Raw genomic sequence first — 22138 nt, forward strand, 5'->3', positions numbered from 1 at the left:
TTACCTCTGCGCTGAGCGTGCCTCGAACACCGGGATGGCGATGGCGGCCCCGGCACCGACAATTCGTTTATTGAATTCACCCTGTTGAATTCACCATTGTCTCTCCCCTCACTTTATCGCGCTCAAACCTCCCAGCTTTGGTCGCGCTGAAGCGAATGTCTTCTGCGACTCCGCGAAGGTCAAACCGCCTTTTCGGGGTAACGCTTATCAAAAAGGGCAATGCGGCATACCCGGGGGATACTGCCTTACTTCGAATATTGTAATTCATTTCTATGCGGGACGCAGAAATGTGAAGTCTTTCTACGTCCAATAGCTGGAGATGAAAGTCTAGAGGCAATCGGCCTGTCAGCATATTCTGACAACAGTTTCAGTTGGCAAAAGCGTAGGTCATGAGAAATTCATCGGCAGACAGAAACCAAACTTCAGACCTTGATCCAAAGGGCTCCCTGGAGTGGACGAATGTTCTTGGTGTTCGAGTTTCGGCAGTCAATCTCAAAAGCGCGACCGGACTGATCGAAAAGGCGATTGAAGACGGCAGGAAAGAATATGTATGCGTTCGCGACGCGCACGGTATCGTGCGGTGTCAAAAAGATCCCGAACTTCGGTCCATACATAACCGTGCATTCCTCGTGACCCCCGACGGCATGCCGTTGGTGTGGGCGCTGAAACATGCTGGCCATGTGGAAAGCGACAGGGTCTACGGACCGGATCTAATGTTATCAGTTTTCGAGGCGGGCAGATCCAAAGGCTTGCGTCACTTCCTCTACGGCGCAACCGCCAAGACGCTGGAGCAGCTACAGGCTCGACTTATCGCAAAATTCCCGGAAGCCCGGATCGTCGGCTCCTATGCGCCGCCCTTTCGTGACCTCTCGCTGCAAGAGGAAACGGATATTGCTGACCAGATCAATCTGTCAGGCGCGGATATCATCTGGGTCGGACTGAGCAGTCCCAAGCAGGAACACTGGATGGCGCGCATGCGCGACCGCCTGGACGCTTCGGTTCTCATCGGAGTCGGAGCTGCCTTCGACTTTCACGCCGGCCTTAAGCGGCAGGCTCCAAGGGTCATTCAAAGAAGCGGCTTCGAATGGGCGTTTCGTCTTTTATGCGAGCCGAAACGGCTGTGGCGGCGCTATGCGCTCGTCGTGCCGACCTTCATCTCACTGACGGCCTTTCAGAGACTGGGGCTTCGGAAATTTCCGATCGAAGACGCGGTTTCTGGAGCGAGTGCGTCGGGACAAAGGCTGTAGAGGAGTAACCCACCATGTCCTTACTTGCGCCGTCAGCAATGACATCGGGTCCGTCGAAGGTAGCCAACACAAATGACGCGTCCTCGCGAGCAGCGCCGGTAGGCTCTGTTCCCCCCATAACGGCCGCCAAGACCGTCGAACCGCTAAGGCAGGCGGGGCTGAATATGCCAGTTGCGCTACGGCGCCGGTTTCCTCGGCTTGCAACATCGTCGGTCTTGGTTGCCGGCGACATTGCCGCCTATCTGACCGCCTATTTTGCTCTCCTTTCCTTCCTTCCCGATGGTTCGGCGGGCACGGTACTGGAGCGTGCTTTCGCCGTCGCGGCATTGGCAACCATCGTTCTCTATGCATCGGCCGGCCTCTACCCTGGCTATCGTCTTCACGACCACGAACATCTGCGGCGTCGCACGATCGGCGCCTTCAAGGTGGCCGTTCTTGCTGCGCTCGGAGCAATCCTCCTGCCGGAAGGGGAACGACTGCTGCTCGCCGTCATCGGCTTCCTCGGCCTCGGGCTAATTGTCCAGCCTGTCATGCATTGGCTCGCTCGAGGCCTGTGCTGGAGACTTGGAATCTGGGGAGAGCGTGCGGTAATCATAGGGGGCCGCAATCTTACCCCGGCACTCATGGCGCATTTCAGAGACCACTGGCAGTATGGCATAAGGCCGGAACCTTTTTCCTCGGATACGTCGGAAGTATCACCTGACGGCGCGCCATCCATTGCCCTGATTGCCGGTGACACCTCCTCGCTTGTTGCCGATCTGGCGGCGATGCGGCGAAAGTTCTCCGAAGTCATTCTTCTGTCGGATACGCCGAGCCTCAAGATAAACGGCTTGCGACCGGCGGATGTCGGCGGAGAGATCGGAGTTCGTCTCACCAGCGGTGGGAGTTCGGTCAATTCGGACCTGGTTCGCCGGATCCTCGATCTCGCGATCGCCATTCCTGCAACCATCGTTGTTGCACCCTTCATCGCGATTGCTGCCGCGGCGATCTACGCCATCGATCCAGGCCCTGTCTTCTTCCGTCATGCTAGGGAAGGTCTGTCCGGCAAACCGGTGCACGTCCTGAAATTGAGGACGATGTACCAAGATGCGGAACAGCGCCTCGAAGCATTGTTCCGGGAGAACCCGGCTATGCGGGCCGAGTGGTTGGCCCACTTCAAGCTCAAAAACGATCCCCGCGTTCTGCCGGTTATCGGCCATCTCCTGCGCTCTTCGAGCTTCGACGAACTCCCCCAATTGGCGAACATCATCGCAGGCGAGATGGCGATCGTCGGACCGCGTCCCTTTCCGGAATACCACCTCCTGGCGATGGATGGCGAGTTTCGCGACAAGCGGCGCTCGGTGACGCCGGGGCTTACGGGCCTTTGGCAGATCTCCGAACGAAGCAACGCGGATATCGAGCTGCAGCAACAACTCGACGAGTTCTACATCGACAACCGGTCCCTGTGGTTCGACTGCCAAATTCTTCTCAGCACAATCCCTGCAGTCTTCAAACGCAGGGGAGCTTACTGACCATCCTCGTTCTGCGAGGCAACCATCAACAACGGAGCACACCAATGCACGGACACAAGCGAATTATGGTAACCGGCGGTACCGGGTTTCTGGGATCGTTCCTGTGCGAAAGACTCTTGCGAGAAGGCAATGATGTTCTCGCCGTGGACAATTACTACACCGGCTCGCGTGACAACGTGCTGCATCTTCTCGACGATCCCCGCTTTGAAATCCTTCGCCACGACATTACCTTCCCGCTTTATGTCGAGGTCGACGAGATCTACAACCTTGCGTGCCCCGCATCTCCTGTTCACTATCAGGTCGATCCGGTCCAGACGGTCAAGACCAATGTGCACGGCGCCATCAACATGCTTGGCCTTGCCAAACGCACCAAGGCGAAGATCTTCCAGGCATCCACTAGCGAAGTCTACGGCGATCCGGCGGTTCATCCGCAGCCCGAGGAATATCGAGGCAGCGTCAATCCCATCGGCCCGCGGGCATGCTATGACGAAGGCAAGCGCTGCGCCGAGACGTTGTTCTTCGACTACCATCGTCAATATGGCGTGGAAATCAGGGTGGCGCGGATCTTCAATACCTACGGGCCGCGCATGCAGACCCATGACGGCCGCGTTGTCTCCAATTTCATCGTTCAGGCGCTTCGAAACGAGTCGATTACCATCTTCGGGAATGGTACGCAGACACGCTCGTTCTGCTATGTGGACGATCTGATCGAAGGCTTCATTCGCCTGATGGGGGCGCCGGCTGGCGTTACCGGCCCGATCAATCTCGGCAATCCCGGAGAATTCCAGGTCCGAGAACTGGCCGAAATGGTGATCGAAATGACGGGATCGAAATCAGGCATCGTCTTCAAGCCGCTGCCGGTTGATGATCCGACACAACGCAAGCCGGACATCAGCCGCGCCAGCCAAGAATTGGGTTGGCAGCCGACGGTGAGCCTGCGTGAAGGGCTCGAGAGAACGATCGCTTATTTCGAGTGGAAGCTTTCGGGCAAAGCCCGAAACATGCCAGGCGCCAAGTTCCCGCAGGCGACCTACACGCATCTGCCTGTCCCGGCGGTCGGCCTCCCTGTTTCGGAAGCCACACGATAGGGACATGGACAGCAACGGCAATCACCGCAAACCGAAGCTCGTTTTCTTTCAATGGGACCATCAGCCCAATGCGAACGCAGCCGGTTACCTGCTGCTGCATATGCAGCAGCAGGTCAAATGCCTCAGCACACATTTTGATGTCGTCGTCGTAAACCGTGACTGCGACTACGCAGAGATATGCGAAAGGTACGAACCGGATCTGACGCTGTTTGAGAGCGGCTACCGGTCACATGGCTCGCGACGGATAAGAATCGCCAACACGAATACCCACATCGGCGTTCCGAAGCTTGGTCTTCACAATGCCGATCCATGGTGCGACCGACGCAGCGGTTTCCTTTCCGATATGGAGCAATGGGGCATCGAGACATATTTCTCGATTGCGACTCTGGCTCCGGAATATATGCCGGAGCTGAAAGATAACCTGTTCGTCTGGCCAAACTTCATCGATCCCGAAGTTTATCAAGACTATCACCAGCACAAGATCATACCGGTCACGCTCACAGGCCAGGTCAATGGCCTTTACCCTTGGCGGCAGAAGGTCTTTCCAATAATCCGTGATCGATATCCCTGCCTGGTTTCGCCACAGCATACCTATGAGAGCAAGCTTGCCTCCCAGTTGCTGTCAGGAGAGGCCTATGCGCGCGCGCTCAACGCGAGCCTCGTCGTACCCACATGCGGAACCATGGCCGGCGAGGTCGTGCGAAAGCATTTGGAGATTCCCGGGGCGAACACCTGTCTCGTGACGGAACGGACGGCGGCGCTGCAGGCAGCTGGCTTTGCCGACATGGAGAATTGCGTCTTCACCGACCACAACGACATCGTTGAACGCTTGGAATACCTGTTTGCTCATCCCGCTGAAATACAGCGTATTTCGGCGGCCGGCTATAATTTGGTCCACTCTCGTCACACGTTGAATCACAGGCCGCAAATATATCAATGGTTTATGCTGAACAGCGGCCAGCGATCCGGAGAGAAAATCATTCAGTCCGGCCCTTTCAGCGACTTGATAAAGGTTCAGCGCATCTCCCAGCGAGCGAGTATCCACGTTGCCGGAGGGGCAAGCGACCGCGCTTTATTGAAGCAAGGCGATCTGCTTCTCGAACAGGGCAAGGTGGAAGAGGCCAAGGACTGCTACGCACGCTGCTTGGATTATGTGTCCTATCTGCCTGAAGCCAAATTCCGTCTCGCCGTCTGCGCCTTGCATGAGGGTAGTGCCGATCGCGCCTACACGCTTCTGGTGAACTTGATCAAGGTAACGATGATCGACTACGGGGCGGCCGACCCGGATCCCGTCGAATGGGCATATTTCCTTCTCGCGCTGGTCTGCAAAGGCCAAATTGCGCAAGCGCGAAGGTTGCAGGACTTTTATCCATCCCTGTCCCATGACGAACTCCGGCGCGCGCGCCTCGTGCTCGCTCAAGGCGGTCGAGAAGACAATTGGCGTGTCCCCGAACGGTCCGGCACAGGCCGAAAGAGCATTCACCAGCTTCCCCGACGAAGCGATCCCGAATGGCTTGCATGCTTCGCCGATATTCTCGATCGTTGTCAGCAGCCGGATCTTGCGAACGTTCTTCGTCGCGGTCCCCTCGAAGAGAGCGGAACCGGCGGACGCGCAGTATCTCGACATCTCAGACTTGATATTGGCTGGCGCCAGCGGTTGTACTCGAGCGTCGATGACCTGATGATCACACTGCGCTTGAATCACTTGAGGCCGAACGTGCCGCCAGTGCCGGAGTTCCGATATTTTTGGCACCTTGCAAAGGGCCTGATCCCCCGTTCGCAGAGAAGCCCATTGCGCAGGATCCGAACGGCGCTTTCCAGGCATCCTTTGTGATCGCCGACAAATGGCGGTGTCCATTGCTGAATGATCGAGAAAGACGAGTTCAACAGTCGCCAACCCCTGCAACTGCAACCAGGGCCAGTCCAAGCCGAACGAAGGGGGTTGGACGATCTCAAGGAAAATCAGTGATGGGCAATTGTGTGCGGGCAGAGCCGGAGATGCACAAGGCGATCTCGGCTCGGGTGCCCTGGCGCCAAATGGCCTCGGTGGCGCATTTGCTTCGCGACCACCGAGGATGTTTAGGTCAGGACCGCACTAGTGATGTGACGGAGGAGTCGATCGCCCGGCAGAATCTATCCTGTCTCTGCCTGTTTCGCGGGCAGTAATACTGTCGAAGAGATCGTTTATCTTGAACACGACCTCTGTTCTGTTCGTTGCTTTGACTTTTTTCATGATGTTACGAACATGCACCTTGACGGTGCTTTCTCGCAGATTGAGCTCATAGGCGATGATCTTGTTCGCCTTTCCGCGCCGGAGCGCCTCTACGACTTCGGCCTGACGATCCGTGAATATGCCCGCCAACGGGCGCGCCGTCGAGTTGCTGGATTCCAGCAAGTGACGCATGGCGAACAGGGTGCTTGCGGGAACAAAAACGCCTCCCGCAACCGACAGTGCGATCAGTTCCATGCAGACGCTGACGCTGACCGAGGCAGGTATGTAGCCCTTGGCTCCATATTCGAGCGCCTTCACGATTTGGGTGAAATCGTCGCTATCAGCCAGCACGATGACAGGTATCGTCCCGAACTCCGACGAGAGGCTCCTGATTTGCTCCGAAACGGCGGGCTCGTCGATTTTCTTGCCGCCAATGTTCAAGAGGATTGCCGAAAGCGGCGGATACTCGTCGCGTTTTTGCTTCCACTCTTCAACCGTTCCAAATGCCAGGATAAGTAAATCCGTCTTGTGGGCGGCCATGCACTGCGCAAGGCATTGCCGATCAAGTTCACGGTTATCGAGAATCACGAGAGAGTGCTTTGGCCTCGACGGCAAGATCGATGCCGTTGAACTATTCTCTATCTTAAGTGGCAGAGTTACATTTTCCTGCCTTAGGTCTAAATTTGGTATAAGCGCTGAATTCACTGCTTCATCCTCCCCAGCCGAGTTTCCCTACGCCCCAACAAAACCGAACACTCAAGCCCTTCAGATATGAGGGTTTGGAAGCACTAAAGTAGGAATTAAATACCACAGTTTCCGCGATCTCAAACTAGCTAATATAGGCTAAAGGCGCACATTAGTTCCATCGTAAGGTGTAAATACGACTTAATTCTTGGTATAAAGTCATGCGATGTTAAGCCGCTCGGGGAGTGGTCGATTACGTTGCTCCTCGGTTACGGATCGAGTCGCTAAACGCATGAAAACAATGTCTGCGCCTGACGTGTGATTGAGCCGAATCCGGACTTGTTCCACCACCAATGTTGATCGTTGGCTATGAACTTCGGCGTAAGTCGTCATAAGTATATACGCCTTTAGGTGAATAAGCTTAGACGTTTTGTTCCTTTACTCGGATGACGAAAACAATTCTCTTTAAATGGAGAGCAATATTTGTTCTCTCGAAATGAAACCTTGGGCACAATCACCTGATTGTCGGTTTCATTTAGAAATAAGGGTTTGTTCAAGAGTAGAGGTGCATGCGTAATGATTGCATCGAACGTCAAGCTGGATGATAGCAGCGTCATCCATCATCGAGAACTCGTAAATCTTTACGGCTGCACGATCGGTGCCGGAACGCGCATCGGCACTTTCGTTGAAATCCAGAAAAACGTCCTCGTCGGAAAAGACTGCAAGATCTCCAGCCATTCCTTCATCTGCGAAGGCGTGACGCTGGAAGACGGCGTTTTTATCGGCCACGGGGTCATGTTCACCAATGACACGTACCCGCGCGCTGTCAATGCGGATGGCGGTCTGCAGACCGAAGCAGACTGGGTTGTCATCCCCACGTTGGTCAAGCGCCACGCGTCGATCGGCAGCAATGCGACCATTCTGCCCGGCGTGACCATCGGAGAAGCCGCGCAGGTCGGAGCCGGGGCAGTTGTAACAAAGGATGTGCCTGCGGGCGCCATTGTCGCGGGCGTTCCGGCCAGGATTACCGGTCACGTTCACGACCGAGCAGTTGACATGCAAGCATTGGGAGGAATGCGATGATCGGTATTGCCGTTGTTGGATATGGGTATTGGGGTCCGAACCTGGTTCGTAACATCTCGGAAGCGGCCGGTGCGCACCTCGTTTCAGTTTGTGATCTGAATGTCGAACGGTTGGCGGCAGTTAAAAGCCGCTACCCCGCAATAACGATCACCGATAATTTTGAGGAAGTCCTACGCGATCCGAGAGTGGACGCAATCGCTATCGCAACGCCGGTCTCGACCCATTTCAAGCTCGCAATGCAGGCTATGATGGCCGGAAAGCATGTCTTCGTCGAAAAGCCGATGGCATCGACGACGGACGAAGCCTCGCGGATGGTCGAGGAGGCCGCGCGCCGACGGCTCGTGCTGGCCGTGGATCATACCTTCGTGCACACCGGTGCGGTCCGCAAGATGCGCGAACTGGTCGAAAGCGGCCTAGGCGACATGTATTACTATGACTCGGTTCGGGTCAATCTGGGGCTCTTCCAACATGATGTGAGCGTCATCTGGGACCTCGCGGTGCATGATCTCTCCATCCTGGACCATGTTGTGCAGGAAAGGCCGGTGGCCGTTTCAGCGACGGGCATGAGCCATGTGCTCGGCGAGCCGGAAAACATCGCCTATCTGACGCTCTTCTTCGAAAGCAAGCTTATCGCCCACATCCACGTCAATTGGCTGGCGCCGGTCAAGGTGCGCCGCACACTGATCGGCGGCAGCAACAAGATGGTCGTCTACGACGATCTGGAGCCTAGCGAAAAGATCAAGGTTTACGACAAGGGCATCACGCTGAACCCAAATTCTCAGGCCTACGGCGAGAAGGTGCATCAGATGATGGTCGGCTACCGCAGCGGCGACATGTGGGCGCCCAAGCTCGATATGACCGAAGCATTGAAACGTGAACTCGATCAGTTCGTCGAGTGCATCGAGCAGAATTCGCGGCCCATTACGGACGGCCAGGCCGGGCTGCGTGTCGTTCGCACTCTTGAAGCAGCAAGCCGGTCGCTCGCTCAGCGCGGTCGTATTATCGAGCTCGAAGAGGCGAGGCGCATTGCATGATCCCGTTCCTGGATATCAAGGCACAATATCAATCCATCAAGGGCGAGATCGACGCCGCCGTGCTCGGCGTTCTTGCCTCGGGGCAATACGTACTGGGCGAAGAGGTTCTGCGCTTCGAGCAGGAATTCGCAGACTATTGCAACGTCAAGCATGCAATAGCCGTCAACACCGGAACGAGCGCCCTGCATCTGGCTCTCCTTGCCGCAGGCATAGGTCCCGGCGATGAGGTCATCACCGTGCCATTCACTTTCGTCGCGACTGTGTCGGCGATCTGCTACACAGGTGCACGACCGGTGTTCGTCGATGTCGAGCCCGTGACGCTTACAATGGATCCGGCTGAGATCGAGGCGAAGATAACCCCCCGGACCAAGGCCATCACTCCCGTCCACATCTACGGTCAGATGGCCGATATGGACGCGATCAAGGCGATTGCTGATCATCACCGCATTCCCGTCATCGAAGATGCCTGCCAGGCCCATGGGGCTCAATACAAGGGCCAGCGTGCCGGCAGCATCGGTGTGTCCGGATGCTTCAGTTTTTATCCAGGCAAGAATCTCGGCGCCTGCGGTGAGGGAGGCTTGGTCGTCACCAACAACGACGAACAGGCCAAGACGATGCGTATGCTGCGCGACTGGGGGCAGGAACAGCGTTATCATCATCTGCTGAAGGGTTTCAACTATCGCATGGACGCCATTCAAGGTGCGATCCTGCGCGTGAAGCTCCGGCATTTGGAAGCCTGGACAGAGGCGCGCCGCACTCATGCGCGCCGCTACTCGTCGCTACTCGCTGGATCGCCGCATTTGAAGATACCCGTCGAAACAGCCGACCGGCGTCACGTCTATCACGTCTATGCCATCAGGAGCCGCGATCGCGATGGGCTTCAGCGTGTGCTGAGTGCAGATGGCGTTCCGTCCGGATTGCATTACCCCATTCCCGTTCATCTGCAGAAGGCTCATGCCGACCTTGGCTACCAAGCCGGTGATTTTCCGGTCTCGGAAGCGGCCGCCCGGGAGGTCCTCTCGCTGCCGATTTATCCTGAGATGCCTTCGCAGCATATCGACCAGGTGGCCGCCGCACTGGAGTACGCCTATGTCAGCTAGTCGGGCAGGTGAGGCGAGGGTCGTGCAGGCGGTGCATGGCCGCCATGAACGGCCGGCAGATCCGGCCTATCAGGCTGGTCTGGCCGAAGAACTCAAGCAATCATATGGACGTGCCGGCCTGATCGATCTCTACGGTCGCTTCGCAACCGGGGACGGTGTTGTCGACAGCCTTATGCGAAAAGCCATCTGGCAAGCCATCACGCGGAGCTGCGGCACCGGATTGCAGGTTGCAGGTGGTGCCGGTTTCAAGCATCCGGAAACGTTCGAAATCGGCAATGGCGTATTCATCGGCGCCCAGGCCTATATCCAGGGCCGCTTCGACGGCACCTGCAAGATCGGCAACAATGTCTGGATCGGCCCGATGGCCTATTTCGACGCCCGTGACCTGGAGATCGGGGATTCCGTCGGCTGGGGACCTGGAGCCAAGGTACTGGGCTCGACCCACACGGCGCTGCCCGTGGACGTGCCGATCATTCGCACGGATCTTGAAATCAAACCGGTACGCATCGGCGCAGGGGCCGATATCGGAACGAATGCGACCATTCTTCCCGGCGTGACCATCGGCGAAGGGGCGATCGTTGGAGCCGGAGCAATCGTTGTTTCCGACGTGGCGGCGTATTCGGTTGCCGCGGGTGTGCCGGCAAAACACATACGCTGGCGCAAGGAAGCTGATCCTGTGCTGGAAATCTCGCGTGGAGTAAAATCATGAAAAATCAACGAGTTCTTATAACGGGCGGAGCCGGCCTGATCGGTTCGCATATCGCCGATCTGGTTGCTTTGGAAAAGCCGCGCGAAATCATCATCCTCGACAATTTCGTGCGTGGACGCCGAGACAATCTCAGCACGGCAATAGCCAGCGGCTCCGTGAACATCATCGAGGGAGATATTCGCGACAGAGCGCTGCTTGCGAAAACCTTCGAAGGCGTCGACATCGTCTTTCATCAGGCGGCCATTCGCATCACGCAATGCGCGGAAGAGCCAAGGCTCGCCTTCGATGTTCTGGCCGAGGGCACGTTCAATGTTCTCGAAGCAGCCGTCAAGGCGGGCGTATCGAAGGTGGTTGCTGCCTCCTCGGCCTCTGTGCTGGGCTTGGCCGAGAGCTTTCCGACCACCGAAGCGCATCATCCCTACAATAACAGGACGATTTACGGCGCGGCCAAGACATTCAACGAGGGACTGCTCCGCAGCTTCGCGGACATGTACGGCCTGCGCTACGTGGCGCTGCGCTATTTCAATGTCTACGGGCCGCGAATGGATGTTTACGGCGCCTATACGGAAGTGCTGATCCGTTGGATGGAGCGTCTGGCGGCTGGAATGCCGCCCCTCATCTATGGCGACGGTAGCCAGACGATGGACTTCGTCGATGCGCGCGACATCGCCCGGGCAAACCTGCTGGCTGCAAAGAGCGATGTCACGGATGAAGTGTTCAATGTCGCAAGCGGCAAGGAAATAAGCCTGCTGGAACTCGCGCAGATGCTGAGCAATATCATGGGAGTTTCACTCGAACCGCAGCACAAAGAGGCCCGCACGGTCAACGGCGTGACCCGTCGTCTTGCCGATATCCGCAAAGCCGAGAAGCTCCTCGGCTTCAAAGCGGAGATATCGATGGAGCAGGGGCTTCGCGACCTTGTTGCGTGGTGGCGGCTGAATACCGCCGTGGCAGGAGGCCAAGCTGCATGAGCCCGTCGCTATCTGCAATTCCCGTCGCCAAGCCCGTCCTCGGAGAGGAAGAGGCTGAAGCCGCGCGCCGCGTCATCTTGTCGGGATGGGTGACGCAGGGGCCGGAAGTCGCGGCTTTTGAGAAGGAATTCGCGGCCTTCGTCGGCACCGAGCACGCTTGCGCCGTTTCCAACTGCACAACCGCGCTTCATCTGGCCCTGATGGCGGTCGGCGTCAGTGCCGGCGATGAAGTCATCACGGTCAGCCATTCGTTCATCGCCACCGCGAACGCTGTTCGATACTGCAATGCGGTACCCGTTTTCGTCGACATCGAGGCGGATGGTTACAACATCGACCCCAGCCTGATCGAAACAGCCATCACGTCCCGCACCAAGGCGATCCTGTGCGTGCATCAGCTCGGCATGCCTTGCGATCTCCGCCCCATCGTGGAGATCGGCAAGCGCCATTCGATACCGGTTATCGAAGATGCGGCCTGCGCGACAGGAAGCGAAATCCTGTGGGATGGGGGTTGGGAAAAGATCGGCAAATCGCATGGCGACATTGCCTGCTTCTCCTTCCATCCCCGGAAGGTCGTCACGACAGGTGACGGCGGCATGTTGACCACGGCCAATCCCGAATATGACCGGAAATTCCGGCTGTGGCGCCAACATGGAATGAGCGTCACCGATACCATCAGGCATGGCTCGAAACAGGTGATTTTCGAGGACTATGACGAACTGGGCTACAACTACCGCATGACCGACCTTCAGGCGGCCGTCGGACGAGAGCAGTTACGGCGGCTGCCTGAATTGATTGCGCAGCGAAGGCGGTTTGCCGAACAGTATTGCGAGCGCCTGTCCACAATCCCTGGTCTTTCGATTCCGATCGAACCCCGCTGGGCTCGCAGCAATTGGCAAAGCTTCTGTGTGCGATTGTCTGACGAAATTGACCAACGGGCGGTCATGCAGGCGCTGCTCGATCAAGGGATCTCGACCCGGCGCGGTGTGATGAACATTCATCTGGAAGGCGCCTATGCCGACCAGAGCTCCCATCGCGCTGCCAGCACCCTGACGCGAAGCGTATCGGCGCAGCAGCAAACCATCATCCTGCCGCTTTATGCCCAGATGACGGAACTCGACATCGTCAGGGTCGTCGAGACACTGCGTCAGGCCATTGCTGACGCCAACACCGGACGCGTCATCCGTCAACCCGAGCGGGGCGTCGTGCCCGCCTGATCTGATCCGTGGAATACAGCATAAAGAGACACGCGCATCACCTGATGCGCGTGTCTCTTTATGCGGATTTCGTGATCCATCCTCTAACGACTGCGGGTACTGACTCCGGCGGAAGCAGATCAACCAACATGCGCAGCGAGTAAAGTCCACTCACAGCCACTGCGATGGAGCCAATTACCATCGCCGACCATGGTGGCAAGATCAAAAAGGCCGAAAACACCAATCCCGAGGCAGGCAGGAAAAGAAGCACGTGCCTGCGATTGGCGGCCGACCAGCGGAAGCCGGTAAACCGCCGTACGATCACGTAAATCAGAATACTATGCCAGACATAAAGGCCGAAAAACGCCATGCCGGCCCCCGGTGTGCCAAACTTTGACACGAAGAGCCATGCCAGCCCCACATGCACTGCCGTCGCTGCGACCTCCGTCCAGAAGAAGATCGTTTGCGCACCTTTTGCCACAACGATGAAACCCATCGGCCAGGCGACAATCCTGAGCATCATTCCAAGGCAGATCCAGCGCAGAAGCTCCACAGCCCCATGAAACTCAGCCGAATAGAACAGACTCATCACGAGCGGTGCGAGGGTCAAGGTAGCGAGCAGACCAGGGCCGGCCAACAGCAGGCTGATTTCCGCCTGCTCGTTGACCAGTCGGTTGCACTCGGCATTGTTGTCTGCGGTTGCGGTCAGGCGCGGATAGAAGTCCGTGCTCATCGCCTGCAGGATGAAACCGGCATAAAGACCCCCAAGCGCCCAAGCCGCCTGATACAGTCCGGCCGCCGCTACGCCCCCGTCCTTCAGCACGATGATGCGGATGGCATAGGCGGCACCGAAAGTCAGAAGTCCGCTTGCCATGAATGCGAAACCGAGCCTGAGCAGAGCGGTCGCTTCCTGACCGAACTGGCGTGCCGACATCGGCGGGCGATCGGTGCAGATCTTTCGGCTGTACCACCAGGTGGGAAGGATTGAAGCAGCTGCGATCACGACGAGAGACGGCGCGATGGCCTGTGCGCCGAACAGGTAGATCAGCGGGATGCTGACGACCGTTCCGAAGAGCCCCGAAAGCACGTTGATAAGGGCAAGACTTCCAATGTTCCGCATGCCCTGAATCAATGCAGTTTGTCCGGCAGAGACCACCCGGAAAAAAACGGCCAGGGAAAGCAGTGCTATCCCGCCGACATGCCGGTAGTCGCCGAAGGTAAAATTCGAGACAGGAAACGCCAGTGCAGCAAGCAAGAGCGCACCCAGGAGCCCGAGCACCATCGATATGCGCCTGAGCGCTGTCGCGGACCGTGCAATCCTCTCCGCGTCGCTGGTGCCGGCAGCTTCGGCGATCTGGCGCACGCCGCTGCCACTCACCCCCAGACCCGCGATCGCTTGCGCCATGTCGATGATCGACCCGTAAAGGCCGATAAGTCCCACGCCTTCCGGCCCGAGCAGAACAGCCAGGGCCTTATTTCTGATAATACTGAGCGCGACGTTCACCAGCGAGGAGCCGCCCATCAGCATCGTCGATTTGAGGATCTGGGTATAGGTCTGGCCACGGGGGGGTATCATGCGCATGGTCATCGGATGCCCCTAGCCATTTGCTGCCAGCCAACCTGGTCGCAACCCATGCTTTCGTCGGTCACTGGCTGGCCCGATCTGCAAGCGCCGGGGTTTCTTCGGAAGGCTCGGCGGAATCGGGATCGGACGAGCTTCCCAAAATGTGAGGTTGGACCACTCTCACCACATCGCCAGGCTCCAACGCCGTCGTTTCCGAGGCCGGGAATTGATTGATTTGTCCGTCATTTCGCCGACTGACGGTAAAGGTAAGCGGGAGTTCATCGCCAGGGTTTTTGGCGTCGTCGCCGGCGGCGAGCCCCTCGATGAGTAGTTTCTGCGTCAACTCCCGTTTCATTTTGAGCTGATCGAGATTTGCCCGTTCGGACTGCGCTTCGGTTGCGATTTCGCTCCGGCGCGTATCGGCAAGCCCCTCGAGATTCCGCGTTGTCTCGCTGATGGCCTGGCGCCCCCGCATGATCGCGGTGACGAGGTCGAGCTTGTCGGCGCGGTAGGTCGTCAGCAGCCGTTGCAGGTCCATCTGCCGCGACGAGACCGTAAGGCCCTTCTCGACCAGCGTCTTAACACTGACCAGTTGGTCCTCGACTGATTTGATATTGTCGTCTGCCCCCGCCACCTTTTCTTCCAACGTCGAAATTTCGGTATTCAGAAGATCACGCAGTTCCACGAGTGCCTTTGACTGCCTCTCCAGCGCGCTCGCGCGGGCCTGAAAAATGACCCGTTCCTCGTTATGGATCTCCGCTGCATATTGCTGGTCGCTGCCATCCGTCCGGTCGAAGGTTATTTCCTTCGCTCCGTCCATCTCCGCCTGAAGCCGCGACAGTTTCGCGGCGCTGCGCAGGATCGAGTGATCGGTTTCGCGCAATTCGCCTGCAAGCCGGATCGACTGCGTTTGTTGCTCGCTTTTGGCGCGGACCGGGCCGCCGCCCATTGCGAGCGATTGCAGGACGGTAAGGCCGGGGCGGAATTTATACTCTCCCGGCTTGGCTACGTCTCCCACGACATAGATCGGCGGGTATTCGAGGATTTCGATCATCACCACAGGTGCCTGCATCAACCCGATCTTTTCCTGCAGACGCGCGGCAATCTGGTTTGTGAGGCCGGCATTGTCGAGCTTGCCGACGGGAAGGGATCCAAGGAAGGGCAAGAAGACTGCGCCTTCATCCGAGACGGTGTATTCGCCACCGATCGCATCCCATCGTTCATACTGGCCTTTGGATGGCATCCACTGGGCAATCGTCAGACGGATTTTCGTTTGGGGAGCGAAGGGAGTGTCGTCGGCGAGAGCCGGCAATACAGGTCCGGCAAGAAAGACGAGCGTACTGATGACAAACGTCGCACGAAAGAAGATGTGAGGAACGCGGTACGATAACTTCATCTACGTGTCCAGCCTGCAAAGCATCCTCAAGCGGATACAGGTTCAATGCGTTAGGCGTTGCGCGGACGACGGACGCGGGGTCCAACGCCGCAACGCCAGTGTGCGTTTTGACGGAGCCTTGAGGAAGGTGGAGGCCGGGTGTTTCGCTTCATCACTATTGATGAAACGGAGTAGGGCGCCTCACCCTGAGAGACCCGGAAGATATGCCTCCGGTTCATAAACGCTCGATTTCAGGCGGAGAGGCTGGGCGTTCGCATGCGAGATCGTAAGCAGACGAGGTCCAGTCAGGTCGCATCGGGCCCAGTGCGTAGATTAGCGACGACGCGCCGGTTCTGCACCTTGCAGGAACGCTCTGTGCAGTCGCGCACCTCCCGGTCCTCACCGTAACCCTTGGCCCACATCCGTTTTGGGTCCACGCCCTTCGAGGCCAGATAGACCATCGCCGCATCGGCGCGCTGCTGCGACAGGCTCTTCATTTTCGATACGGAACCCGAATCGTCGGCAAATCCCTGCAGCTTGATCAGCCAGGCCGGATTCCTGTTCAGCCAGGCTGCCTGGTTGTCCAGCGTCGTCATCGCGACGGAGTCGAGTTTGGCGGAGTCCTGTGTGAAGTAGATACGCCGGCCGACGTTGAGGATGAAATCCTCTTCGCTGCCGGCCTTGACGCTTTCAAAACCGGGCGCCGGATCGTTTGTCTGTCCAGTCAACGGCGCCGCGGGAGGTTCTTCCACGGAAGCGATATCTGTGGTGGTGCAGGCAGTGAGCGCCAAAAGCATGGCCGCGGCGATAAGACGCCTCGTATATCCAGACATCAACGTGATATTCCTCATTCGACCGGGGTTGCCTGGCTGACCTCAGCGGCTGGCGCCTGGTCGGCAATATGCGGCAGGACCTGAACCGCGGTGCCGATCGGGCAGCGCTGATAAAGATCGATGGCATCTTCATTGAACATGCGGATGCAGCCACTGGAGGCATCCTTGCCGATACTCCAGGGCTCAAGCGTGCCGTGGAAGCGGTAGCCGGTGTCGACGCCGTCACGATGCAGGTACATGGCCCGGGGGCCGAGCGGGTTCTTCGGTGAACCCCCGGCCACGAATTCGGGCAGTTCGGGATGGCGCTTGCGCATCTCCGGCGGCGGTGTCCAGCGCGGCCAAAGTGATTTGCTGTCGATCGTAGCGCGGCCGAACCATTTGAAGCCCTCGCGGCCGACGCCGACGCCGTAGCGGATGGCTGTCTTATTCTCCATGATCAAATAGAGAAAATGATGCCGCGTATCGACAACAACGGTGCCGATCGGCTCGCTGCTGAAATATTTGACAACCTGACGCTGCCACTGTCTGTCGATCTTGGCGAAGTTGGTCGCCCTGAACGTCACGCCATTATCGGCGGCAGTGCCGGTAAAATAGGAGGCAGCCTGGGCAAAAGCCGGTTTTTGTACCGCGCCGGTGCCAAGCAATGCCAATCCACCAGCCAGAATATCCCTGCGGGTCCACACCATCGGCCATATCCCCCTCAAAGCCAAGCAGCGCGGCGCCAGTAAATCAGATTTTTCATTTGCCACAACACAAAATTCTTCTCATCCCCCAAAGCTTGAGGTCGAGTTGCTGATGCCTCGGGGTCGGTGTTGCTCTGATCGTTACTCGGCGAGAATGCCGCTATACCAAATTTCATAAGGAAATTGAAGGCGGCCACGAACTGTGTTGCCTGCGAATTTGGATCCCGGTTTCGCGCATAGAGTCGCGGATCGAACCGTTCGTTCAACTTAGAAATTCCTGCAAATTCAATCTTGGAAAAAACATGCTGGAAATTGTCAAGTTTTTTTGGTTTACCTCTCACGTTGCGAAATAAGCGGAATTTGCAATCCGGCGTTTAGCCTGCCGTCGATTGTTCATTTCCGCGTTTCTTTATGGATATTGCTATGGGCATCAGGGAGGACGACCGGCGTTACGCGGTCTATGCGGCACATCGCTCCGACCTCATTCGATATGCTACGCCCATCGTCGGTTCGCGAGAGGAAGCTGAAGATCTCGTCCAGGAGGTCTTCATAAAATTCGTGCCGGAAGACGCAGCCACACCCCAGAAGTTGAAGGCCTATCTCTTCCGCATGGTGAGGAACCTCGCGCTCGACGTGCGCAGGCGCCAGAAGCGCGATTTGCGCGCCCGTCCGGAAGATACACCGTGGTGGGGACTTCCCCTGGATACGGGAACGCCTGAGGAAAACGCGCTCTTCTGCGATCAGGTCAGACAGGTCGACGCAATCCTTTCGGCGATGCCGGACCAGGCACGCATCGCTGTCGAAATGCATCGCTTCGGCGGATACCGCTTGGAGGACATCGCCAGCCACCTCGACATTTCGGTGGCCGGCGTCCACAGGCTGATCAAGGCCGCAATTGTCGAATTCGCCAAAAAAATGGGATGATCCGCTAAAAATCTCGAATCCGCGTGAAAAAACCGGACGAGATAAACGTCATTATCCGTGAAGCGGTAAAACAGCGGGGATGCGACGTGGTTTGGCTACGGGAAAGATTGGGAACTGATGGCCGTCGAACCGGATAAAAGGCCTGATGTTTCGGACGAGGCACTGGCGGCGGCGGCAGACTGGTTCCTTCTTCTGCAGGAAGGTCCCGAAGACGCCGACCTCAAAGCGCGCTTCGATCGCTGGCTGGGCAGCCATAGGGAACACCGCCTGGCCTGGGAGCGCACGGAGAAGGCATGGACCGCGATGGGGCAGGTCGTTCCGGCCATGCGATCGCAATGGGAATATGCGTCGAGATCGGCGGCCAGACCCGTCATGCGAAAACCGGCAGCGACTCGGCGTCGCGCGCCGTGGCGCCGGGTTGCCGTGGCAGCGGCGGCTGTGGCCGCGCTCTGTCTTGGGCTTGTCGTTGCGCCCGGCCTGATGCTTCGCTTGAGCGCCGACTATTCAACGTCCACGGCGGAGACCCGCACGATCACCCTTCAAGACGGCAGCACGGTAACGATGGCTGCCGCGACCTCGATTGCTTTGAACTACGGCGACGGACGGCGGGGCATCAAGCTTCTTGCCGGCGAGGCGTATTTCGAGGTGGCGCCGGATAGGGACAAACCCTTTACGGTGGAGGCAAATGGCGTCCGCGTCGATGTGCTTGGCACAGCCTTCGATGTGCAGCTCGCCGATGGGCTGACCAGCATTGCCCTTGCGCACGGTTCCGTTCAAGCCTCCATTGCGGGTTCGTCTGCGACCCCGCCCGAACGGCTGGTGCCCGGAGATCTGTTGACGGTCGATCCAAATAGCGCCGTCATGATGAAGGACACGATCCCGGTCGATCAGATCGCCAACTGGCGCAATGGCGAACTTTACGTCGTGAACGCGACGCTTGCCTCGGTCATCGAGCAGATCCAGCGCTATCACCCCGCCTGGATATCGGTTCCCGACGCGACACTTGCCCATCAGCGGGTCACGGGCTTCTACAATCTCAGGCAACCCGATCAGGCGCTGCGAGCCCTGGTCGAACCTTATGGCGGCAAGGTCCGCTCAATATCCTCGCTCGCGCGCATCGTCAGCCGATTTTAGAAAAAATTTGACTGTAGTTATCAAGATTTAGCTCAATCCAGCCGAAAACCCTGAAAAAACTCTGAGAGCCAATCGTCATTTCGTTGAAAGCGCCGAGCACGACATCGGCGCAAACGACTGGAGAGACGAGAGTGAGCATGCGAGTGAGGGTAGGGGTTCTGAGGCTCAACGGCGCGCGCCAAGCGGGTGGGCACGCCTGGCGAGCACGGTTATTGGCGACAACGGCTTTTGCAATTTTATCGGTTGCGACCAACGCTCACGCGCAGTCGGCTCCGGCCGATCAGGCACAAGCGCAAGCGACCACCGTACTCCCCTTCAACATCCCGTCCCAGCCCTTGGCGAATGCAATCCGTGCATTTGGGCGTCAATCCGGTATGCAGGTCACTTTGTCGTCGGCGCCGACGGGCGCTGTGAACACCAGCGCCGTCGTCGGTCGATTGACGCCTGCCGACGCGCTTGATCGAATGCTGTCGGGAACGGGAATATCGGCCCATATTTCCGGAGATGGCGGCGCAGCGATGATCGGCAGCGCCGAGATCGTGAATGCCATTCCGCAGGAGGAAGGTGTCACCCAACTTGCTCCGATCGTCATCAAGGGCGGCCGGCGTGCAAGTTCCGGCGCGGGCTATCGCGGCACGCCCGACTGGGTCTACGACGAGCCGGCAAGCGTCAGTGTCATTTCAAGGGAGGCTATTCAAAGCTCTTCGGCCCGTAACGCACGCGACCTGCTCGATACCGCCGCCGGCGTCTATGCCAACCGTTCCGAAGGGCAGAACCCCGGCGTAACGGTCAATATTCGCGGCCTCCAGGACCAGAACCGCGTCGTCACCATGATCGACGGGGCAAGGCAGAATTTTCAACGCAACGGTCATGGATCAACGCAGCGAACCTATGTCGAAACTGCCTTCATCCGTGAAATCGACGTCGAAAAGAGCGGCACCTCGGGCGTTGGCGGAGCTGGCGCACTCGGCGGTTCGGTCAACTTCCGAACCATCGAGGCCGATGATCTCATAGAAGATGGCCGCCAGTGGGGCGGTGAGTCAAACGCGACCGTTGGCACCAACGAGTTCCAGTTTGATGGCGCAAGCATGGCGGCGGTCAGATTGTCGGACAGCTTCTCGGTGCTCGGCGGCATCAGCCACAAGAAGATTGGCGCCTATGACATCGGCGAGAATGGCGACATCAAGCTTTATGACAGTTCCGTGCATGACGGAGCGGCAATCTTCACGGGGCAGGACTCCTACTCCTACCTGCTGAAGGCCGAGGCGGAACTCACCGACGATCTCGATACGTCGCTGACCTGGCTTCGCAACGATTCCGACTTCAGCCAGGGCTCCTACAATAACGATGGCGACCTCGATGAAGATACGCAGCAGGTTCTGAACGATACGATCACCAGCAGCCTTCACTGGGATCCCGACAGCGAGCTCATCGATCTCAACGCCCGCCTCTGGTACAACCACACGCGAAACCGCGAGAAGCGCTACGGCTCGGCCATCAACGACGATGGTTTCCCCGTCAATTATGCTCTCGGCACACTGGGCTTCAGCATCGATAACACCAGCCGTTTCGAGACCTCAGCCGGTTCGCTTTCGTTGAATTACGGCGTCGAGGCCTTCTTCGACCGCGGAAAGACGGAGACGCTCGAGGATTACTTCCTCAATGGCGTCGATATGACGGCCACCTATACCGGCACGACCCCATCGGGCGATCGCGATGTCTACAGCGCCTTTACCAATGCCACGTTCGAACATGACGATTGGCTGATGGCGCAGGCCGGCCTGCGCTACGACTATTACAATCTGTCGGGCGATGCATCGCTCTACGGTCTGGAAGTCAAGACGATCGACAACCGGAGATGCCGGTTGTACTTCCCCGACGGCGTGACCTGCCGGATCTGGACGGGCACCATCGATCGCGTAACGGTCTATCCGGAAAATGTCATCCCGGTCGATAATTCGGACGGTGCGCTGCTGCCCTCCGCCATGCTTGCAGTTAAACCCGTCGACTGGCTGCAGCCCTTCGCAAAGTATTCGCGCAGCTTCCGTCCTCCGACGATCATGGAAACCTTCCTGACGGGCGGTCACCCCGGCGTCAATCTCGTGGAGAACGCTCCCAATCCCGATCTCGTGGCCGAAGAAGGCAACACGTTCGAGCTTGGTGTGAATGCCACGACCGACGGGCTCTTGTCCACTGATGACAGCCTGCGCCTGAAGGCCGTCGGCTTTTACCGCGAGATCGAAAACTATATCGCGCTCGGGACAGTTCATCGCGCCGAAACGGGCCGCGAGTATGCCTCCTATGTCAATGTCGACGGCACGACGCGCATGAAAGGCATCGAGCTGGAGGCGAACTACGATGCAGGCAAATGGTATGCCGGCCTCTCCTATACCTATCTGAAGACGGATTTCGGCACCAGCTACAGCTACGACGGCGCAAGCTACGAGATCGAGCCCTCGATCATTTTCGTGCCGCCGCGCAACAAGTTCACCATCGATGCGGGTATGCGGCTTTTCGACGACAAGCTGACGATCGGCGGTCGCGCCACCCATGTCGGCGGCACATCGCCCAATATCGGCGTGCTGGCGAGCAACTATGTCACCGAAGACTATTCGCTCTACGACATATACGGGTCCTACGCCTTCAACGATACCGTCAAGCTCCGCTTTGCCGTCAACAACGTCACCGATGTCGCCTACGTCCCGGCGCTCGGAACCATCAGCCTGCCCGGACCGGGACGCACGGCAACGGCATCGCTCAACTTCAAGTTCTAAGCAATTTCCCGGCCGACAG

General features: G+C 58.0%; 19 protein-coding genes. 13 read left to right on the forward strand and 6 right to left on the reverse strand.

Annotated features, from left to right (window positions below):
• Positions 1 to 389 precede the first annotated feature (389 nt).
• The 4 genes from FHT87_RS02360 to FHT87_RS02375 are packed head-to-tail and all read left to right on the forward strand — an operon-like array spanning position 390 to position 5680.
• Complete coding sequence (locus FHT87_RS02360; RefSeq protein ID WP_183732969.1) at positions 390 to 1247, forward strand: WecB/TagA/CpsF family glycosyltransferase; 858 nt, start codon at positions 390 to 392, stop codon at positions 1245 to 1247.
• 14 nt (positions 1248 to 1261) lie between these two features.
• Positions 1262 to 2758 (forward strand): sugar transferase, encoded by a 1497-nt coding sequence (locus FHT87_RS02365; protein ID WP_183799146.1) that lies wholly within the window; start codon positions 1262 to 1264, stop codon positions 2756 to 2758.
• Positions 2759 to 2802: 44 nt separating this feature from the next.
• Entirely contained in the window at positions 2803 to 3846 is a 1044-nt protein-coding gene (locus FHT87_RS02370; protein WP_183732965.1) for a UDP-glucuronic acid decarboxylase family protein, read from the forward strand.
• A 4-nt stretch (positions 3847 to 3850) separates the two neighbouring features.
• Positions 3851 to 5680 carry a glycosyltransferase gene (locus tag FHT87_RS02375; protein WP_183732963.1) on the forward strand — a complete coding sequence of 610 codons (1830 nt, stop codon included), beginning with the start codon at positions 3851 to 3853 and terminating at the stop codon, positions 5678 to 5680.
• A gap of 261 nt (positions 5681 to 5941) precedes the next feature.
• On the opposite strand, the gene FHT87_RS02380 is transcribed toward FHT87_RS02375, so the two are convergent.
• Complete coding sequence (locus FHT87_RS02380) at positions 5942 to 6763, reverse strand: response regulator transcription factor (protein ID WP_348647628.1); 822 nt, start codon at positions 6761 to 6763, stop codon at positions 5942 to 5944.
• Positions 6764 to 7318: 555 nt separating this feature from the next.
• Here FHT87_RS02380 and FHT87_RS02385 point away from each other — a divergent pair.
• The 6 genes from FHT87_RS02385 to FHT87_RS02410 are packed head-to-tail and all read left to right on the forward strand — an operon-like array spanning position 7319 to position 12853.
• Positions 7319 to 7825: an acyltransferase gene (locus tag FHT87_RS02385; protein WP_183732961.1), complete on the forward strand. Its 507-nt coding sequence runs from the start codon at positions 7319 to 7321 to the stop codon at positions 7823 to 7825.
• Entirely contained in the window at positions 7822 to 8859 is a 1038-nt protein-coding gene (locus FHT87_RS02390) for a Gfo/Idh/MocA family oxidoreductase (protein WP_183732948.1), read from the forward strand. Before FHT87_RS02385 ends, FHT87_RS02390 begins: the two co-directional genes overlap by 4 nt.
• Positions 8856 to 9959: a DegT/DnrJ/EryC1/StrS family aminotransferase gene (locus tag FHT87_RS02395; RefSeq protein ID WP_183732945.1), complete on the forward strand. Its 1104-nt coding sequence runs from the start codon at positions 8856 to 8858 to the stop codon at positions 9957 to 9959. The genes FHT87_RS02390 and FHT87_RS02395 overlap by 4 nt, the downstream gene beginning before the upstream one ends.
• Entirely contained in the window at positions 9949 to 10668 is a 720-nt protein-coding gene (locus FHT87_RS02400; protein WP_183732942.1) for an acyltransferase, read from the forward strand. The genes FHT87_RS02395 and FHT87_RS02400 overlap by 11 nt, the downstream gene beginning before the upstream one ends.
• Positions 10665 to 11639, forward strand: a complete 975-nt coding sequence (locus FHT87_RS02405) for an NAD-dependent epimerase/dehydratase family protein (protein ID WP_183732938.1) — start codon at positions 10665 to 10667, stop codon at positions 11637 to 11639. The genes FHT87_RS02400 and FHT87_RS02405 overlap by 4 nt, the downstream gene beginning before the upstream one ends.
• Positions 11636 to 12853, forward strand: a complete 1218-nt coding sequence (locus FHT87_RS02410) for a DegT/DnrJ/EryC1/StrS family aminotransferase (RefSeq protein WP_183799149.1) — start codon at positions 11636 to 11638, stop codon at positions 12851 to 12853. Before FHT87_RS02405 ends, FHT87_RS02410 begins: the two co-directional genes overlap by 4 nt.
• A 58-nt stretch (positions 12854 to 12911) precedes the next feature.
• Here the strand turns inward: FHT87_RS02410 and FHT87_RS02415 are convergent, their stop codons facing one another.
• The 5 genes from FHT87_RS02415 to FHT87_RS02435 all read right to left on the reverse strand — a co-directional run bounded on the left by FHT87_RS02415 (position 12912) and on the right by FHT87_RS02435 (position 17553).
• The gene (locus tag FHT87_RS02415; RefSeq protein ID WP_183799152.1) at positions 12912 to 14420 is read right to left on the reverse strand and encodes an O-antigen translocase; all 1509 of its coding nucleotides are present in this window, start codon (positions 14418 to 14420) and stop codon (positions 12912 to 12914) included.
• A gap of 58 nt (positions 14421 to 14478) precedes the next feature.
• On the reverse strand, positions 14479 to 15792 hold the full coding sequence (locus tag FHT87_RS02420) for an SLBB domain-containing protein (RefSeq protein WP_183799155.1): 1314 nt from the start codon (positions 15790 to 15792) through the stop codon (positions 14479 to 14481).
• A 284-nt stretch (positions 15793 to 16076) separates the two neighbouring features.
• Positions 16077 to 16622: an OmpA family protein gene (locus FHT87_RS02425; protein WP_183799158.1), complete on the reverse strand. Its 546-nt coding sequence runs from the start codon at positions 16620 to 16622 to the stop codon at positions 16077 to 16079.
• Positions 16619 to 17290, reverse strand: coding sequence for a L,D-transpeptidase (locus tag FHT87_RS02430; RefSeq protein ID WP_183732924.1), 672 nt, complete (start codon positions 17288 to 17290; stop codon positions 16619 to 16621). Before FHT87_RS02430 ends, FHT87_RS02425 begins: the two co-directional genes overlap by 4 nt.
• Positions 17291 to 17304: 14 nt before the next feature.
• Positions 17305 to 17553, reverse strand: coding sequence for a hypothetical protein (locus FHT87_RS02435; RefSeq protein ID WP_183799162.1), 249 nt, complete (start codon positions 17551 to 17553; stop codon positions 17305 to 17307).
• Between the two features lie 157 nt (positions 17554 to 17710).
• On the opposite strand from FHT87_RS02435, the gene FHT87_RS02440 reads away from it, so the two are divergent.
• From FHT87_RS02440 to FHT87_RS02450, 3 genes are all read left to right on the forward strand, one after another.
• Entirely contained in the window at positions 17711 to 18211 is a 501-nt protein-coding gene (locus FHT87_RS02440) for a sigma-70 family RNA polymerase sigma factor (protein WP_183799165.1), read from the forward strand.
• 117 nt (positions 18212 to 18328) lie between these two features.
• Positions 18329 to 19345 carry a FecR family protein gene (locus FHT87_RS02445; protein ID WP_183799168.1) on the forward strand — a complete coding sequence of 339 codons (1017 nt, stop codon included), beginning with the start codon at positions 18329 to 18331 and terminating at the stop codon, positions 19343 to 19345.
• A 374-nt stretch (positions 19346 to 19719) separates the two neighbouring features.
• The gene (locus FHT87_RS02450; protein ID WP_246699549.1) at positions 19720 to 22119 is read left to right on the forward strand and encodes a TonB-dependent receptor; all 2400 of its coding nucleotides are present in this window, start codon (positions 19720 to 19722) and stop codon (positions 22117 to 22119) included.
• Positions 22120 to 22138 lie beyond the last annotated feature (19 nt).

It is taken from the genome of Rhizobium sp. BK316 (genome assembly GCF_014193695.1).
Taxonomy (GTDB): domain Bacteria; phylum Pseudomonadota; class Alphaproteobacteria; order Rhizobiales; family Rhizobiaceae; genus Rhizobium.

Coding starts and splice junctions, on each gene's coding strand:
- FHT87_RS02375 (WP_183732963.1), top strand. CDS start 3,851: ATGGACAGCAACGGCAATCACCGCAAACCGAAGCTCGTTTTCTTTCAA.
- FHT87_RS02450 (WP_246699549.1), top strand. CDS start 19,720: ATGCAGGTCACTTTGTCGTCGGCGCCGACGGGCGCTGTGAACACCAGC.
- FHT87_RS02445 (WP_183799168.1), top strand. CDS start 18,329: ATGGCCGTCGAACCGGATAAAAGGCCTGATGTTTCGGACGAGGCACTG.
- FHT87_RS02440 (WP_183799165.1), top strand. CDS start 17,711: ATGGGCATCAGGGAGGACGACCGGCGTTACGCGGTCTATGCGGCACAT.
- FHT87_RS02410 (WP_183799149.1), top strand. CDS start 11,636: ATGAGCCCGTCGCTATCTGCAATTCCCGTCGCCAAGCCCGTCCTCGGA.
- FHT87_RS02390 (WP_183732948.1), top strand. CDS start 7,822: ATGATCGGTATTGCCGTTGTTGGATATGGGTATTGGGGTCCGAACCTG.
- FHT87_RS02385 (WP_183732961.1), top strand. CDS start 7,319: ATGATTGCATCGAACGTCAAGCTGGATGATAGCAGCGTCATCCATCAT.
- FHT87_RS02420 (WP_183799155.1), bottom strand. CDS start 15,792: ATGAAGTTATCGTACCGCGTTCCTCACATCTTCTTTCGTGCGACGTTT.
- FHT87_RS02395 (WP_183732945.1), top strand. CDS start 8,856: ATGATCCCGTTCCTGGATATCAAGGCACAATATCAATCCATCAAGGGC.
- FHT87_RS02360 (WP_183732969.1), top strand. CDS start 390: ATGAGAAATTCATCGGCAGACAGAAACCAAACTTCAGACCTTGATCCA.
- FHT87_RS02415 (WP_183799152.1), bottom strand. CDS start 14,420: ATGACCATGCGCATGATACCCCCCCGTGGCCAGACCTATACCCAGATC.
- FHT87_RS02425 (WP_183799158.1), bottom strand. CDS start 16,622: ATGAGGAATATCACGTTGATGTCTGGATATACGAGGCGTCTTATCGCC.
- FHT87_RS02405 (WP_183732938.1), top strand. CDS start 10,665: ATGAAAAATCAACGAGTTCTTATAACGGGCGGAGCCGGCCTGATCGGT.
- FHT87_RS02430 (WP_183732924.1), bottom strand. CDS start 17,290: ATGGTGTGGACCCGCAGGGATATTCTGGCTGGTGGATTGGCATTGCTT.
- FHT87_RS02365 (WP_183799146.1), top strand. CDS start 1,262: ATGTCCTTACTTGCGCCGTCAGCAATGACATCGGGTCCGTCGAAGGTA.
- FHT87_RS02370 (WP_183732965.1), top strand. CDS start 2,803: ATGCACGGACACAAGCGAATTATGGTAACCGGCGGTACCGGGTTTCTG.
- FHT87_RS02400 (WP_183732942.1), top strand. CDS start 9,949: ATGTCAGCTAGTCGGGCAGGTGAGGCGAGGGTCGTGCAGGCGGTGCAT.